Source organism: Mycobacterium sp. MS1601 (assembly GCF_001984215.1).
Taxonomy (GTDB): Bacteria; Actinomycetota; Actinomycetes; order Mycobacteriales; family Mycobacteriaceae; genus Mycobacterium.
On record NZ_CP019420.1, the window covers coordinates 664,392 to 679,180 of the forward strand.

Sequence of the window (14,789 nt, forward strand, 5' to 3'; positions counted from 1 at the left end):
CGGCTCACGAGGTCTGCGTGGCCTGGCGGCGGGTCGCGGAGACGACGCCACCCACACGTTCGGCCAGCAGTGCCATCTCGTAGCCCACCTGTCCGATATCGCAGTTCTTCGCGGCCAGGGTGGCCAATTGGCTGCCGTCGCCCACCTGCATGATCAGTACGTAGCCGTGGTCCATCTCGACCACCGACTGCAGCACACGGCCGCCGTCGAACAGCTGCGCCGCACCGGCGGCCAGGCTCGCCAGCCCGGAGGTCACGGCGGCCAGTTGGTCGGCCCGCTCGGCGGGTAGATGCGCACTGGCGGCGATCAGCAGACCGTCGACGGAGACCAGCACCGCGTGCGCGACGCCAGGGATGTCCCTGGCGAATTTCGACACCAGCCAGTCCAGCGGGTTCTCCTGTGAGGCAGTCATTCGTGTTCGGGCCCTTCGTTCGTGTTGCCGCTCGCCTGTGTTCGTCCGGCGTGGACACCGCCGAAATGGCTGCCCAGCGAGGCCCGGATGGCGTCGGGATCGCGTTCCTGGGTCTGTTCGGGCGTGCCGCTGGAGGTGCCGCCAGGCACCAGCCGCGCGCCCGGCTGCCGGACCGGCAGTCCGTGGTCGGTGTGCGATTCGACAGGCACGTTGTCGACGTCGGCTGCCGCGGCCCAGCCGTTGTCCCACACCGATTTCCAGTCCTGCGGAGTGGCGAGCTGCTGCAGATCGGCCGGGTCGACCAGCCATTCGGACATCATGTTCTGATAGATCAGGTCCACATCGGAGCTGCGCGTCTGCGGAACCTCCTGCGGCGCGGTGACGGGGTCGTCCGGTTCGGGCTCCTGGTTTTCCTGCGCCTCCCACTGCGCACGTCTACGTGACGTGAAGTACCCGGAGGTGTCGGCCGGGACATCGCTGGGCGCAGCGGTCTCCTCCGGCCACCAGCTGGGCTGTTCGACCTGCTCCACGGGCTCACCGGTGATGCCGCTGGATCCCGGGGTACGACGAGGCAACGGGGTGATGGTGGCGGCCGCCTGCTCGGGCACCGGGTCGTGGAACAGCGACGACGCCTCGGGCTGCTGGTGCACCGGTTCCGGTTCGGGCTGCGGCTCGGGTTCCGGGGCAGCGGTGACACCCTCGAGAAGCTCCGGTGGAACGTACAGCTGCGCCTTGGTGCCGACACCGCCGTCGCCGTCGAGCAACTGCACGCTCATCCCGTGCTGGCGGGCCAGCCGGCCGACCACGAACAACCCCATGTGTCGGGCGCTGTCGGGGCTCACTTCACCTCCGGCGGTCAACCGCATGTTGGAGATCCGCAGGTCGCCTTCGGTCATACCGAGGCCGGCGTCCTCGACGTCGACGAGCACTCCTCCGTTGCCGGTGTGCGCGGCGCCCACCCGGACCTGCGCGGTGGGCGGCGAATAACGCAGTGCGTTGTCGATCAGCTCGGCCAGCAGGTGCACCGCGTCACCGGCGACCGCACCGGTCACCGAGCACTCGGGCACCGTGAGCACCTCGACACGCTGGTACTCCTCCACTTCGGAGGTGGCGGCGCCGATGAGCGACGCCAGCGGCACCGCCTGACTCTGACCTCGCGCGACCTGCGCGCCCGCGAGCACCAGCAGGTTGGCACCGTTGCGGCGCATGCGGGTGGCCAGGTGATCGAGCCGGAACAGGTGAGCCAGCCGGTCGGGGTCCTCTTCGTCGCGTTCGAGGGAGTCGATGAGCGACAACTGTTGGTCGACAAGCGATTTGTTGCGTCGCGACATGGTTTCGAACATGTCGTTGACGGTCACCCGCAGCCGCGCCTCGTCGCCGGCCAACAGCAGTGCCTGGGCGTGCAACTCGTCCACCGCGTGCGCCACCTGACCGATCTCCTCGGTGGTGTGGATGGGCAGCGGATCGGGTTCACGCTCGTCGCCCGCCTTGACCCGTTCGATCTCGCGGACCAGGTCCTGATGGGCGATGGACAGGGCGCCGTCGCGCAGGAGGCGCAGGGGGCGCGTCAGCGACCGGGCCACCAGGATGACGATCAGCAGCACCAGCACGATGGCGGCCAGCACCACGGCGGCGTCGCGGATCGCGTCGTTGCGCGCATCTGCGGCTTGATCGCGCACTGTGGTGATGATGTCGGTGGTGGTGTCGTCCACCAATCGCTGCGCGATGTCGTCGGTGGTCTGGATGGACTGCAGCAGTTCGGGGTTGCCCGCCAGCGGGACGGCGGGGTCGGACAGGATCTCGAGGCGCTTGACCATCTGGGAGCGCAGCGCCGCGGCGTCGTCGGAGGAACCGCCCAGCAGTTCGGCCATGCCGCGCACGGTCGACGGTTCAGTGCCCGCCAGCGCCACCATCGAGGACCGCAACTCCGGCTCGGGCAGGCTGGCGCCGGCCTCGACGAGCATCCGCTGCATCGCCATCTGACCGCGGGCGCCCACTGCGCGGGCCAGTCCCTCGGCGTGGACGCGGACGGTTTCGTCGGCCACCCGTACCGAGCCGGTGATCGCTGTCTCGGCGGTCAGCAGCAGCGGCGAGAAGGTGGTGACCTGTTCGCGCAGCGTCGAACGTCCCGTCTGGACGTCGGCAAGCAGCTGCTGGCCCAGCGCCAGCAGATTGGTGGCGGCCAGCCGCACATCGGACACCGGGTTGACCGTGTCGATGCGTTCCTGCAGTTCGGTGCTGCGCGACTGGTAGTCCGTGTCGGTGGCGGCGGTGTCGCCTCCGGAGGCGCTGGTCACCAGCGAGTTCTGCAGGGCCACCATGTAGTCGTTGACGGCGGGCACCAGGTCGGCGCGGTCGGCGGCCACCGCGAGGTCGCGGGCCTCGACGGTGCTGGAATACACCCGGACGCCACCGAACACCGCGGCCAGCAGCAGTGGAATCACCGCGATGGCCACCACTTTCCAGCGCACCGGCCAGTTGCTCAACGACCAGCGGGCAGGCTTGCGGATGGCGGGCCCGGCGGGCGGAACCAGCCCCGGCTGATCGAACATGGCGGCGTGCGGATTCGCCCCACCACCTGTTGGTGCTTCCGCCTGGTTCATACGACTTTCCTGCTAATCCGACCCGTCAGTGAGCCCACCGCGGGCGCAATTCGCCTGGCAATCCGAGAAGTATGACAGGACATGCAAGGCGACTGCACAGTTCTGACTGAACAGGAAGACCGCTCACGTGCGGCGATGGCGCCCAAGTGCGATCGGCGAGCAAACAATCCGTGACGGAACTGACATCATCGGGTGATGTTCCGCTTGATGTTCTATTCGCCTCGCATCGCACCCAACACGGGAAACGCCATTCGTATGGTGGCAGCGACGGGTGCGGAACTACATCTGGTCGAACCCCTCGGGTTCGACCTGTCCGAGCCCAAACTCAGACGTGCCGGACTCGACTATCACGACCTCGCGTCGGTGACGGTGCACCCGTCGCTGCCCGCGGCGTGGCAGGCCCTGCAACCGCAACGGGTGTTCGCGTTCACCGCCCACGCCACCACATCGTTCGCCGATGTCTCCTACCGACCTGACGATGTGTTGATGTTCGGCCCCGAGCCCACCGGGCTGGATCAGCAGACGCTCGCCGACCCGCACATCACCGAGCAACTGCGGATCCCGATGCTGGCGGGCCGGCGGTCGCTGAACCTGTCGAATGCCGCCGCCGTGGTGGTCTACGAGGCGTGGCGCCAGCACGGTTTCACCGGCGCGGTGTAGTCACCAGGTGTCCCAATGTGCCAGATCGGCCGCGGGCAGCCGCTTGGCCTTCTTGAAGTCGGTGCCCTTGGTGTAGGCGATGGGGAACAGCCCACCCTGGGAGTACTTCTCGAACGGAATGCCGAGAATGTCGGCGACCATCTTCTCGCCGTCGCCCATCAGGTGCAGTGTGGTCCACGCCGAGCCGAGGCCCCGTGACCGCAGCGCCAGCATGAAGCTCCAGGTGGCCGGCAACAGTGACCCCCAGAATCCGGCGCTCATCCCCGCGGGCGCCCCGTCGGGTCGGCCTTCCAGACACGGGATCAGCATCACCGGTACTTCGTGGAAGTGGTCGTTGAGGTACTTCGCCGAGTCGACCACCTTGGGGGTGCGCTCGTCGCGGACGTCGCCGTAGGTCGGCTTCTCCTGCTCCAGGTAGGGCGTCGCGGCTATCCGGTAGACGTCGGCGATGGCCTTCTTCTTCTCGGGGTCCTCGACGAACATCCACTGCCACCCCTGGGAATTGGATCCCGTAGGTGCCTGCAGCGCCAGGTCGAGACACTCCAGCAGCACCTCGCGGGGCACCGGCCTGTCGAAGTCGAGCCGTTTGCGAACCGAGCGCGTAGAGGTCAGGAGTTCATCGACAGTGAGGTTGAGGGTCATGCTCGGAGACTACATTCGCAGACATGACCGCTGAACTGACTTCGGACGTGACCGAACGTCTCACGAGTGACGATTTTGGCTGGCTGACCACCGTCGCGAAATCCGGGCTCCCGGTGCCACGCCTGATCTGGTTTTACTTCGACGGAATCGAACTGTCGGTGTACACCATGCCCAATGCGGCCAAGGTGACCCACATTCGGCGCCACCCGCAGGTGAGCCTGAACCTCGATTCCGACGGCCAGGGCGGTGGCATCGTCGTGGTGGGCGGTACCGCACGCATCGACGCCGAGGGTGTCGACTGCCGCGACGATGCCCCGTACTGGGCCAAGTACGGCGAGTACGCGGAGAAAATCGGGTTGGCTGATTCGATGGCCGCCTACAGCACCCGCATCAAGATCAGCGTCGACAGGGTGTGGACCACGCCGACCGAGGGCTGAGACTCGAAGTCATCGCCACTTTGCCCGTGGCAGAGCCCTTTCCGGGATGTGCGGGCATCGTTGAAGTCAACCACGGTGAACCACCGGATTAGGCGGGTCTGTCCGGCATCAATCCTCATCAGACATAGGTGGGATTCCGTGCGGGCTGGCGAGAGCAATTTTCTCCGCGCGACGTCGCCTGCGTGCGGCCTCGAAGCGCGCCTTGGCAAGGTCGGTCAGAAGTGGCAGGGGTTCGACCGTGCACGGCATCCCGTTGGCATCGACGGCAACCATCGTGAAATACGAACTGTTGGTGTGGCGCAGGGTTCGTTCCTGGATGTTCTCGGTCTCGACCCTGATGCCGATCTCCATTGAGGTGCTCCCCGTGTAATTCACTGAAGCAGAGAACGTTACGAGTTCGCCGACATGTATGGCAGCACGAAACAGGACACGGTCGACCGAACGTGTGACGACATAGGTGCCGGCATAGCGACTGGCGCACGTGTAGGCAACCTGGTCAAGGATTTTCAGTAGTGCTCCCCCATGTACATTTCCCGAGAAGTTCGCTGTGTCCGGAGTCATGAGGACGGTCATCGTCAGAGAGGAAGGGCGTGAGGAGGTGGCGTCGCTGCCGCCAGAAAGCATTGTTGAACTCCTGTCTGTGGTCTTCCACCAGACGATCTGAAGCGCAGGAAGGTCGGTGCTGAGTGAGGTCGTATGATCGTCGACCCGTTGCGGTGTCAGCTCGACGAAAGCTGCTGCCATCGGCAGTGAGCCCTAGGACGAGCGACCGTTGACGCGGCGCGGTACGCGCCACGGGTTCGCATCGATGAGGGCAGGGGGCAAATGCGCTTCGGGTACCGACTGGTAGGTCAGCGGTCGTAACCAACGCCGAATCGCACTGGCTCCGACCGATGTATGAATAGAGTTGGTGGCCGGATATGGGCCTCCGTGGTGCTGGGCCCAGCTGACCGCTACGCCGGTGGGCCACCCGTTCCAAATGACGCGCCCCGACGTGCGTGCCACTGCGGCAAGCAGCGCTGCGGCATCGGCGTCATCGACGGTCCCGTGGACGGTTGATGTCAATGTCCCCGGCAGGACGGCCAACGTCGCGTGGAGTTCAGCGATGGAGGTGTAGGTGACGATCAAGCCGAACGGCCCGAAGCACTCTTGGGCGAGCACCGCTGCATCGTCCTGCAGGGCCCGAGCATTCGTCATGGCGATCACCGGGCGCACTGCCCTGTCATCGCGGCCATCTTGCTCGGGCCACAACATAGGTCTGACATCTTTGTGTTCCATGATCGACCGAGACACTTCGAGGAAGGATCGTCGTATTCCACTGTGCAACAGCGTAAAAGGATTATCCTCTAGGTTTTCACGGACGAGCCACTGAATTGAACTCGTCTCGGGGACAAAGAGAATGCCGGGTTTGGTGCAGAACTGCCCGGCCCCGAGGAACACCGACTCGAGGAACTGGCCTGCGATGTGTCCGGGTCGTTCCCGGGCCGCGGCAGGCGTCACGAACACCGGGTTGGTGCTGCCGAACTCGCCGTAGAACGGGATGGGGTTAGCCCGACCGGCCGCTAGATCAGCCAGTGCCCGGCCGCCCGATGTCGAACCAGTGAATCCGACAGCCGTGATGCGCTGATCTGTGACGAGTTGACGACCGACGTCGAGACCGTGCAGCACTCCAAAGGTGCCGGCCGGGGCGCCGCCGGCGCGAAGCCCCTCGTCGATCACCTGCGCGTAGGCGGTAGTCAGTCGAGGTTGGGCAGGATGTGCCTTCGCGATGACCGGACAACCGGCAGCCAGGGCCGACGCGGTGTCACCGCCACCAAGTCCGAACGCAAATGGGAAGTTGCTGGCCCCGAACACCGCGACGGGACCGCTGGGTACCAAGATGCGGCGTAGATCGGGGCGGGGAACCGGAAGCAGGTCGGCGTCGGCGGTATCGATCGTGGCCTCCAGCCAGGAACCCTCCGCGACAACCTCTGCGAACATTCGGAGTTGCATCGTAGTGCGTGCAACCTCGCCGTCCAGGCGCGCCTGCGGAAGTGAACTATCGGCGGCCGCCAGCGGCACCAGTGCGCCGCGGTGCGCGTCGAGCGCGTCGGCTACGGACCGCAGAACCTGTGCTCGCTGACTCAGGTCCATACTCGCCAAGGGCGCCGCCGCGGTCGCGGCGGCGCAGAGAACTTGTTCATAATCCTGTCCGCCGATATCTGAAATTATCTGTGTAGCAGTCACTTCCATTGTCCTTCCTGTCGAGTTCCGGGCTCCGCAGCCGGAGGCTCTGACAGCTCAGTCTGTCGGAGAACTGCGGTGACGCCATACCTCCATATGGAGATTGTGTGAGTGCGGTCACGAGCGTCAGGATTGGCGTCGCAACAGGAACCGAGCGACTCTGGAGGACGCTGATGACCACAAATAGTGGTCCACTTACCGGGGTTCGGGTACTGGACATGACCCGTCTGGCGCCCGGACCGTATGCGAGCATGCTGCTCGCGGATCTCGGTGCGGAAGTGATCGCCATCGGCGGCGGTAGATCCGGGCTTCCGGTGCCAGCGCTGTCGCGGGGAAAGGAGTTTATCTCCCTGGACCTCAAGACCGAAGCCGGCCGCCGGTCCCTGCACGGGCTCGTCTCCAGAGCCGATGTCTTCCTGGAAGGATTCCGGCCCGGAGTCGCGGCCAAGTTGGGTGCCGGCTATGCAGAATTATCCGCTCTCAACCCCGGGCTCGTGTACTGCAGTGTCACCGGTTACGGACAGGACGGACCGATGGCACAGCGTGCCGGCCATGACATCAACTACCTCGCGGTCGCAGGTGCGCTCGGCACCTTCGGGCCGGCGGATCAACCGCCCACCCCACCCCTGAACTTGGTCGCCGATTTCGCCGGTGGAGGGTTGCTGTCGGCATTCGGCATACTGGGCGCTCTCTTCGACAGGACTCGAACTGGCAGGGGGCGCTACATCGACTCCGCCATGGTGGACGGGGTGCTGTCCATGATGGGAATGAATTTCGCCGATTGGCAGACGCCGACCCTGGCAGCACGCGGGCATGGCGTACTGGCCGGCTCAGTGCCTTTCTACCGTTGCTATCGCTGCGCCGACGGTCGCTACGTCGCGGTGGGGGCGCTCGAGGTGGCTTTCTTCGAACGGTTGTGGACCACCCTCGACCTCGGTGAGGTGCCACACCATTATGACGAGTCCACCTGGGAGCTCATCGAGAAGTCGCTGACCGCGGCGTTCGAAACGAAGACAAGGGCTCAGTGGACCGCGGTGTTCGCTGAAGTGGACGCGTGCGTCACACCGGTGCTCGAACCACACGAACTGGCAACCTTTGACCAGATTGTGGCCAGGGATCCACACTTCGCTCTGGATTCGGTGCCGGTTGTTCCCGTGTTCTCCGGGGGACCCGCAAGGCGCGACACCGACACCCGCGGCAAGACCGAAGAAGTACTGCGCCGCAACGGGATTCCTGAGGACGTAATCACCCGTGCCGTTGCCTGCACCCCATCGGTTGTCACAGGCCTGAGCTGGCCTCCCCTGTGAACCACCGCGTTTCGCCATAACCAATTCGCAGACAAGGAGCAGTACATGCGCACCGAACATCACGAATTTCGCGCCAGCATACGCAAACTCGCACAGGCCAAGATCGCGCCGCATTCCGCCGACGTGGACGACAAGGAACGTTTTCCCGCCGAAGCGTGGTCGGCTCTGTGCAGCAGTGAACTTCCCGGGCTGGCACATCCCGAGAGTCTCGGCGGAAGTGGTGCCGATCTTCTCTCGCAGGTCATCGCGGTAGAAGAAGTCGCAGCATCGTGTGCCAGCTCGGCGCTGGTCCTGCTGGTCAACTGGGCAGGTACGTCCACGGTATTGAGCCAGGGATCTGACGAGCTCAAGCAACTGGTGATACCCGGGGTGGCCTCAGGCGCCGCCGGAGCTGCGTGGTGCATGACGGAACCGCTCGTGGGATCGGACCTGTCAGCAATCTCCACTACAGCAGTGCAGCAGGGTTCGGACTGGATAATCAACGGACAGAAGCGATTTGTCAGCAACGCGCCCTGGGCCGACTGGTACGCGGTCCTGGCCAAGACCGGCGAGAAGAGCCTCGGTGTCTTCATCGTGCACAAGGATGACAATGGCGTCAGCTTCGGAGCACCCGAGAAGAAGATGGGGATGCGCGGAAGCCCGACAACTGACGTGGTTCTCGACGACTGCCGACTCCCCGCGGTTCGTGTTGTCAACGATCCGCACCAAGGGCTGACCTACATATCTGCGGAATTGAACGTCAGTCGTACCCTCATCGCAGCGCAGGCGCTGGGAATCGCTCAGGGAGCCTTCGACGCTGCTGTTGCATACACGACCGACCGTGAGCAGTTCGGGCAGCCCATCGCGCGCTTCCAGATGTTGCGGGGCATGGTCGCCGACATGGCAATCAAGATCGAATCGGCCCGTTCGCTGCTCTATGACGCGGTCCGGCTCATCGAGGCCGGTGAGCCGGCTGCCCGGGCGAAGGCAGCAATGGCGAAGTTGCTCTGCAGTGACAATGCGATGTCGGTGGCCACTGATGCGGTACAGCTGCACGGCGGGTACGGCTTCGTACGTGACTACCCGGTCGAGCGAATGATGCGCGACGCCAAGATCACTCAGATCTACGAGGGCACCAACCAGATCCAACGGCTTCTCGTTGCCAAGTCGGTGTACGGAAAGTAGGTCATTGTGCAGCACTCTGGATCGCAAGCCCTCAGCGGTGTGCGCGTACTCGATCTGGGCGAGATCATGCAAGGCCCCGTCGCCGCGCAGGTGCTCGGCGACCTCGGGGCCGAGGTGATCAAGGTCGAGCGGGGCGCCACGGGCGACATGTTGCGAGGCCTTGATCGCGACTCGCTGCAGGCGCGTCGTCCCAGCGCGTACTTCGCTGCGGTCAACCGAAACAAGCGCAGCATCGCGCTGAACCTGAAATCCGATGAGGGGAAGGAGATTCTGCATCAGCTATTGGTAGATACGGACGTCCTCATCCACAGTTATCGAACCGCGGCGGTACAGCGGCTGGGGTTGACCTACGACGACCTGCACGAGCGCTATCCCAGACTCGTCTACGGAACCGCAACCGGATTCGGGGAAACCGGACCATACGCCCACAAGGCCGGACAGGACATGCTCGCGCAAGCGCTGAGCGGGATGGCGAGGTCGTGCGGCGACCCGTCGATCTCCGCCTACGTGCACCCGGTACCGATGGTCGATTACGCGTCCGGAATGGCCCTGGCTCAGGGGATTCTGGCGGCATTGTTCGAGCGCGAGCGCTCCGGTCGCGGCCAGAAGGTCAGCGTGAACCTCTTCGACACGGCGATGTCGCTGCAGACTCTCGAGAGTTCGACCTTGCTCATGAACGAGCGCGAAACCAATTGGGTAACTGATTGGTACAGCGGTATCTTCGAGACGACAGACGGTATGCTCCTGGTGCTGGGGCTGTTTCGGGAAAACCCCCTGCAGCTTGCGTCCAAAGCGTTGGGCATCGACGATCTGTCCATCCAGCCCGCGTTCGGCTCACCGCAACTCCAGGCCGACAACAAGGAAGCCGCCAATGCGGTGCTGCGTCCACTTGTCGCGAAGCTGAGCACAGCAGAGGCGGCGGAACGCTTCGATGCGGTTGATCTCCTGTGCGCGCCCCTGCTCACTCTGAAAGAGGCACTTGATCATCCCCAAACCCGGCACAACGGCGTGTTGGTCGATGTTGATGTCGAAGGTGTCCGGACGACCCGGCTGATGGGCAATCCGGTTTCCCTGTCACGTACACCCACCCGGGTGCGCCGGGGCGCCCCGAAAGTCGGTGAGCATTCAGAGGAGATCCTGCACGAGCTCGGGCTGTCACCGTCGCAGGTTCAGGATTTGCGGAGCAAGGAAGTGATTCGATGACCAACACGACAGCAATCGACCCGACATCCGGCACGGCCACTGCCATGGTTCTCGAAGAGTTCGGGCATGCCGTGACGGCGCGTACGTTTCCGTTTACTCAGCCCGCCGCCGGCGCTGTCGTTGTGGAGGTGACACACGCAGGAGTCTGTGGAACGGACCTCCACCTGCAGCAGGGTCGACTGACCATTCCGGTACCGGTGATCCTCGGCCACGAGGCAGTGGGCCGAGTGCGTGCCCTCGGCGAGGGAGTCACCAGGGATGCGCGTGGCGAGCAGCTCCGCGTTGGGGACGCGGTGTCATGGGCTTCCAATATTCCGTGCGGACAGTGCTTTTACTGCCAGGAGGAACAGGAACCGTCGCTGTGTGAGACCCGCAAGGTATACGGAATCAACCAGTCGTCGGACGTTTGGCCGCACCTCTCGGGGGGCTGGTCCGAGCAGATCTACCTCCAGCCCGGCTCTACGATCGTCCGAATCCCGTCCTCAGTGACCCCGCAACAGGTGATCGCCCTTGGGTGCGCCGGACCGACGGCGGTTCACGCGGTCAACGGCATCGCGAGACCGGAGCATGGCGATACCGTGGTGATACAGGGCAGCGGGCCGGTTGGATTGGCCTGCGCCATGTTCGCCACACTGGCCGGTGCGGCCAAGGTGATCATCGTCGGCGGACCCTCCCGTCGCCTTGAAGTCGCGCGGGCGGCCGGCATCGGCGACGTCCACATCGACATCTTTGCTGAGCCGGATCGAGCCGCCCGTCTCGACCGAGTTCTCGCGCACACGACGGGCGGCCGCGGTGCCGACCTGGTTGTCGAGGCAGCCGGCGTCCCGACAGCAGTGTCGGAAGGCATCGACATCACCCGGCGCGGCGGCAAGTATGTCGTCGTCGGACAGTACACCGACCACGGCACCACTCCGATCAATCCTCACTACATCACGAAAAAGCAGCTTCAAGTGCTGGGCAGCTGGGCGTTCTCCCCCCGTAACCACCTCGAATACGTCGAGGCGCTGCCCCTACTGGTCACCCGGTTCGACCTTGCCTCGATGGTCACCGAGTACCCGCTCGAGCAGGCCGAAAAGGCCATGGGCGACATGCGGGAAGGACGCTCCCTCAAGTCGGTACTCGTGACGGCGGGCCGTTCATGACCGACGCCCGCTACACCGCCGCCATCGAATCCATGCTCGAACGTATCGACTCGACCGCCAAGCAGACCAGAGGAATGTTCCCGCACCACGGTGACCCCGCAACCGGTGAATGGACCACCACGGTCGACGGAAACTGGACGGGAGGGTTCTGGGGCGGTATGGCTTCACTCGGCTACGTGGCGTCCGGTGATGAACGCCTGTCGCGACTCGCCGACACGATTACCGAACAGGTTCTGCCCCGGCAGAACTCCGACACCGCCTTCCGTGGATTCCTCTTCTGGTACGGAGCAGCTGTCAACCATCTGGTGACCGGAAGCGCTCCTGCCGCCCGCACTGCTCTGGCAGGGGCTCGGGGCCTGCTCGTCAGCTTCAACGATCGAGTCGGCATCATTCCTCTTGGCGAGGAAGCAGAAGAAGCGGACGCCGTGGGCAGTTGCGCCGCGAACATCGACGCCGTCCCGGGAACCGTCGCTTTGTTGGCATGGGCGGCAACACAGACCGACGACCCACGGTTTCTCGACACTGCGATCCGCCACGCGCAACGGCACATCGAATTCTGCGTCCGCGAGGATAATTCGGTCTGTCAATCTGCGCAGTTCGACGAATCGAACGGCGCTCTGTTGCAGCGGTACACACACAAGGGCATGACAGACGACAGCACCTGGGGCCGGGCACAGGCCTGGGCAATGTTGGCATACGCCCAGGCAGCCCAGTGGGCGTCAGCGTCTTTCCTACCGATCGCGGTCAGCGTGGCCGATTGGTGGATGGACCGCACGCCAGATGTGCCGATAGTGTCGTGGGATTTCGACGCCGGTAGCGGACCAGATATTCCGATCGATACGTCCGCCACCGCTATTGCGGCAGCCGCTCTGCTCAAGCTCGCCCGACTGGTCCCTGACCGGCCGGACTTCCGGGACAGGGCGGTCGCCCACGTAGACGCGCTGGTCGAACACCTCACGCCGACGGGTCCGAAGGACGGCAGACCGGCAGGTATCCTCACCCACGGATGTTTTGACAAACGCAGGGACTTCGCCACCAGCAATGAATTGATTTGGGGCGATTACTTCTTGCTCGAGTGCCTGCTCAGCCTGGACGGCCGGGTCGATAATCTGAAATTATGACCCAGTTGACATGAACGGATGTTCAGTGCCGGGGAATCGAGGAACGCCGGTGTTCGAAACCACAGGTATCGCAGCCCACGAGTTCAAGCATTCGGGCGTCAGCACCTCCACCTTGGACGCGCTGGGAATCATGCATCCCGAACTGCTCGTGTTGACGGACGAATCGGCTGCCATGACATTGGCGGGCCAGCGCATCCGGGAGATCGGCGACTTCGACATGTCGCTGGTCGGCCGCATCGAATTCGGTGGGGCGATGGTGCACCGAAACTGGCAGGGGACAAAGAGCAAGGCTTTGCACCGTCTGGTGGTGCCGGAAGGCGTCGGCCTCGGCGGAAAGAGTATCTTGCTCCGCAAGCCGGTATGGGTCAGGGACTACCTCTCGGACACCGGGATCACGCATGATTTCGACGAGCTCGTGGCGCAGGAGTCACTCCGTGGCATGCTGGCGGTGCCCATGATCTACGAAGATCGGGTGCTAGGCGCCGTGTACGTGGGGACCCGAGAATATTCGTCTTTTGGTGATCGGGTTATCGCCGAGATCGAATCGACGGCCGCCACTGCCGCCGTCACCATCGTCAGTGCTGCGCGCGTGGCTGCTCAGACCGAACTGGCGGTCGAGGCCGAGCGCAATCGACTCGCCGAAGCCCTGCACGATTCGGTCAGCCCGGTCCTGTTCCGGATCGGTGCCGAGTTACAGAGTCTGCGGGCGATTGCTGACACCCAGGCAATCCACGATCGGCTGCAGGACATCACCGTTCAAGTGCATGCCGTCAACGCTTCGATTCGCAGATCGCTGACGGACCTGAGCTCGCGTCCGCCTGAACGGGAACTGCCGGTGAGTATCGAGGAAGATTGCCAGGCTTTTGCGCTGCGGACCGGTATCCCAGCCCGCTTTCTGCCTCTGACGGAATCCCCGGATCTGGACAGCAGCCGCGTAGACGCCCTGCAGCGCTTGGTGCGCGAGGCCCTTGTCAACATCGAGAAGCACGCCGATGCCTCCACAGTCGTGGTCAGCCTGTCAGTGCGTTTAGGCACGGTCACGGTCGTTGTCAGCGACGACGGCTGCGGCGTGGACCCGGCCGAAGACCGTTCGTGTAGCAGTCAATTGGGCCTCAGCTTGGCCATGGGACGGCTGGAAAGGCTTGGTGGCGGGGTGTCTGTCGTCAGCGACGAGGAGAGTGGGACCACCGTGCGCGGCTGGGTCCGCGTGATCGATAGCTCGGGTGCATGACCCAAGACTCGAGGACGATCCGCATCTTTGTCGTCGACGACCACCCCATCGTGCGCGGCGGAGTGGAACTCCTGGCCCGGCAGGACCCAGGACTCGAGGTGGTCGGAGGTGCGCTGAGCGGGGCGGAGGCCGTCGAGTTGGCCCGTAGCTTGCCGATCGACGTCATCCTGCTCGACCTGCGACTCCCCGACATCCCGGCCCCCGAACTGATCACACGATTGCGCCGGGTCGCACGACACGCGCGGATACTGCTGTTCACCGCGTTCGCTGATCATGGTGCCATCGACCTGTTGATGGAGGCGGGCGCGGACGGGTGCCTTGTCAAGGACATCAGCGGACAGGACTTCGCCACGGCGATCCACCGAGTGTCCAGTGGAATCCGGGTTGTGGACCCGAGGTTGGCTGGGTCGCGCAAAGCCGCGACATCGGAGGCTTTGCACCGGGCGGGTCTGACCCGTCGCGAGTACGAGGTATTGCGTTTTGCGGCAATGGGAAACAGTAATCCTGAGATTGCTCAGGAACTGTTACTCGCGCGCAACACCGTCAAGACCTATCTGCAGAGTGCGATGCAGAAGCTGAATGCACGCAACCGTGTCGAAGCAATCGCGCGTGCGCACGAACTCCGCTTGCTCTGAACGCATTTC

At 64.2% G+C, this 14,789-nt stretch carries 14 protein-coding genes; 9 read left to right on the forward strand and 5 right to left on the reverse strand.

Going from position 1 to position 14,789, the window contains the following annotated elements; translation table 11 throughout:
• Window positions 1-4: 4 nt before the first annotated feature.
• Window positions 5-412, reverse strand: a complete 408-nt coding sequence (locus BVC93_RS03115) for a roadblock/LC7 domain-containing protein (protein ID WP_083735899.1) — start codon at window positions 410-412, stop codon at window positions 5-7.
• Window positions 409-3,015: a sensor histidine kinase gene (locus BVC93_RS03120; protein ID WP_335583110.1), complete on the reverse strand. Its 2,607-nt coding sequence runs from the start codon at window positions 3,013-3,015 to the stop codon at window positions 409-411. Before BVC93_RS03120 ends, BVC93_RS03115 begins: the two co-directional genes overlap by 4 nt.
• A gap of 195 nt (window positions 3,016-3,210) precedes the next feature.
• Between BVC93_RS03120 and BVC93_RS03125 the strand changes: the two genes are divergently transcribed.
• Window positions 3,211-3,675 carry a tRNA (cytidine(34)-2'-O)-methyltransferase gene (locus BVC93_RS03125; RefSeq protein WP_083735900.1) on the forward strand — a complete coding sequence of 155 codons (465 nt, stop codon included), beginning with the start codon at window positions 3,211-3,213 and terminating at the stop codon, window positions 3,673-3,675.
• Here BVC93_RS03125 and BVC93_RS03130 read toward each other — a convergent pair whose 3' ends face one another.
• Window positions 3,676-4,317, reverse strand: a complete 642-nt coding sequence (locus BVC93_RS03130) for a nitroreductase family protein (RefSeq protein WP_083735901.1) — start codon at window positions 4,315-4,317, stop codon at window positions 3,676-3,678.
• 23 nt (window positions 4,318-4,340) lie between these two features.
• On the opposite strand from BVC93_RS03130, the gene BVC93_RS03135 reads away from it, so the two are divergent.
• Entirely contained in the window at window positions 4,341-4,754 is a 414-nt protein-coding gene (locus tag BVC93_RS03135; RefSeq protein ID WP_083735902.1) for a TIGR03667 family PPOX class F420-dependent oxidoreductase, read from the forward strand.
• 108 nt (window positions 4,755-4,862) lie between these two features.
• On the opposite strand, the gene BVC93_RS03140 is transcribed toward BVC93_RS03135, so the two are convergent.
• Both BVC93_RS03140 and BVC93_RS03145 read right to left on the reverse strand, forming a co-directional pair.
• Window positions 4,863-5,378, reverse strand: a complete 516-nt coding sequence (locus BVC93_RS03140) for an acyl-CoA thioesterase (protein WP_083740759.1) — start codon at window positions 5,376-5,378, stop codon at window positions 4,863-4,865.
• A 132-nt stretch (window positions 5,379-5,510) separates the two neighbouring features.
• Window positions 5,511-6,986: an aldehyde dehydrogenase (NADP(+)) gene (locus BVC93_RS03145; RefSeq protein WP_083735903.1), complete on the reverse strand. Its 1,476-nt coding sequence runs from the start codon at window positions 6,984-6,986 to the stop codon at window positions 5,511-5,513.
• Window positions 6,987-7,195: 209 nt separating this feature from the next.
• Between BVC93_RS03145 and BVC93_RS03150 the strand changes: the two genes are divergently transcribed.
• Genes BVC93_RS03150 through BVC93_RS03180 form a run of 7 tightly spaced genes read left to right on the forward strand, consistent with a single transcriptional unit; the run spans window position 7,196 to window position 14,780 of the window.
• Window positions 7,196-8,284 carry a CaiB/BaiF CoA transferase family protein gene (locus tag BVC93_RS03150; RefSeq protein WP_236950227.1) on the forward strand — a complete coding sequence of 363 codons (1,089 nt, stop codon included), beginning with the start codon at window positions 7,196-7,198 and terminating at the stop codon, window positions 8,282-8,284.
• A 45-nt stretch (window positions 8,285-8,329) separates the two neighbouring features.
• Window positions 8,330-9,448: an acyl-CoA dehydrogenase family protein gene (locus BVC93_RS03155; RefSeq protein WP_083735905.1), complete on the forward strand. Its 1,119-nt coding sequence runs from the start codon at window positions 8,330-8,332 to the stop codon at window positions 9,446-9,448.
• A 6-nt stretch (window positions 9,449-9,454) separates the two neighbouring features.
• Window positions 9,455-10,651, forward strand: coding sequence for a CaiB/BaiF CoA transferase family protein (locus BVC93_RS03160; RefSeq protein ID WP_083735906.1), 1,197 nt, complete (start codon window positions 9,455-9,457; stop codon window positions 10,649-10,651).
• On the forward strand, window positions 10,648-11,793 hold the full coding sequence (locus tag BVC93_RS03165; protein WP_083735907.1) for a zinc-binding dehydrogenase: 1,146 nt from the start codon (window positions 10,648-10,650) through the stop codon (window positions 11,791-11,793). The genes BVC93_RS03160 and BVC93_RS03165 overlap by 4 nt, the downstream gene beginning before the upstream one ends.
• The gene (locus BVC93_RS03170; protein ID WP_083735908.1) at window positions 11,790-12,914 is read left to right on the forward strand and encodes a glycoside hydrolase family 88 protein; all 1,125 of its coding nucleotides are present in this window, start codon (window positions 11,790-11,792) and stop codon (window positions 12,912-12,914) included. Before BVC93_RS03165 ends, BVC93_RS03170 begins: the two co-directional genes overlap by 4 nt.
• A gap of 49 nt (window positions 12,915-12,963) precedes the next feature.
• Window positions 12,964-14,145 carry a GAF domain-containing sensor histidine kinase gene (locus BVC93_RS03175; protein ID WP_083735909.1) on the forward strand — a complete coding sequence of 394 codons (1,182 nt, stop codon included), beginning with the start codon at window positions 12,964-12,966 and terminating at the stop codon, window positions 14,143-14,145.
• On the forward strand, window positions 14,142-14,780 hold the full coding sequence (locus BVC93_RS03180; RefSeq protein WP_083735910.1) for a response regulator: 639 nt from the start codon (window positions 14,142-14,144) through the stop codon (window positions 14,778-14,780). Before BVC93_RS03175 ends, BVC93_RS03180 begins: the two co-directional genes overlap by 4 nt.
• Window positions 14,781-14,789: the final 9 nt, after the last annotated feature.